The 1,197-nt window shown below is 41.1% G+C and carries 1 protein-coding gene; it reads left to right on the forward strand.

Features of this window, described 5'->3' with window-relative positions:
* The first annotated feature begins 388 nt into the window (after positions 1–388).
* A complete protein-coding gene (locus HJG39_RS19240; protein WP_268412035.1) occupies positions 389–1,174 on the forward strand; it encodes a hypothetical protein in 786 nt (261 codons plus the stop codon).
* The last annotated feature ends 23 nt before the right edge of the window (positions 1,175–1,197 follow it).

Genomic DNA, 1,197 nt, shown 5'->3' on the forward strand with positions numbered 1-1,197 from the left:
GTATGACCAAAAGCAATTAGGCTTAGTGGATACATTGGCACGCAACGTCTCTTTTGGTGGTAAGAATACTTTCTAAATAAAACACCATTTATTTTATATAGTTAAAGGCATTCTTCGGAATGCCTTTTTTATTTGAGTTTAATTGTCTTTACGGTTATTAAATTTTACATCTATGTGAAAAGTTGGATAAATTAATTACAAAATCTTTACACGGTAATAAACTTAACCTATGGTTAACATCTTCGGTTATTTGGTGTTTCCTTATTTCTCCAAATTACTGAACATATGAGTACAATTCTTATAACCAGATTGGAGTGAAAACGTGAAAATTTTCAAGATCTTAAGCTCGCTAGTGCTACTAGGCTTCTCCGCCGTTAGTAGCGCAAACATGGGGGTGGCATTCGTACACGGTACGGGCCATCAAACTGATGCCTATAATGATTACTGGACGGGAAGTTTTGTTAATTCCGTTATGTCTGGCAATGGTAATCGTTATACGGTAATTAATTGTGACTTTGAGCAATTTATGTGGGCAGATGCAGCCGCAGGTTGCTTAGCCGGTCAATTAACTAATTTTATTAACGGTCAAGGTATTACAACGTTGAATGTTATTACGCATTCTAACGGTGGTAATGTTATGCGCTGGATCATGTCGAACCCAACGTGGGATTCGCGCTATCCAAACATCATCAACAAAACAAGACAAGTTATCGCGCTAGCGCCATCAAGCAAAGGAACACCTCTTGCTGATGCGGTTATTGACGGTAACGTGTTTGAATCAACACTTGGTTGGTTGTTAGGCTACGCGAGCGATGCGGTACAAATGCAACGTGAAGGCGACATGGCTTATTACAATGCAAACTGGCTTTTCGGTACATCTGGTCGTCCTTCGTTACCTAAAACATTTAAATCGGTTGTGGGTACAGATGTTGAGTCTTCACCGTTTGATGGCGACAGCTACTGTGCTGGCTACGAGAACCAAGTCGCTCTAGAAACCACGCAAAACTGGTTAGATAGTTGTTCTGATGGCTTCTTAAACTGCTCATCTCAAGGTGGCGCAGGTAGCGTTTGGTTTAATGATAAGTCTCGCACCTCAGGTGGTGAGCCATTGAGCCATCAGCAGTCTCGTCGCGATTGTTTCAATCTTGACGTTATCATCCGTAACGACATCTAAGCAGGAGCCAGAACATGAAAAAG

Source organism: Alteromonas sp. a30 (genome assembly GCF_026788005.1).
In the GTDB taxonomy this organism is placed as follows: Bacteria; Pseudomonadota; Gammaproteobacteria; order Enterobacterales; family Alteromonadaceae; genus Paraneptunicella.

What these genes read in the sequence shown, in the direction of transcription:
- HJG39_RS19240 (WP_268412035.1), top strand. Translation starts at nt 389, where the DNA reads ATGGGGGTGGCATTCGTACACGGTACGGGCCATCAAACTGATGCCTAT.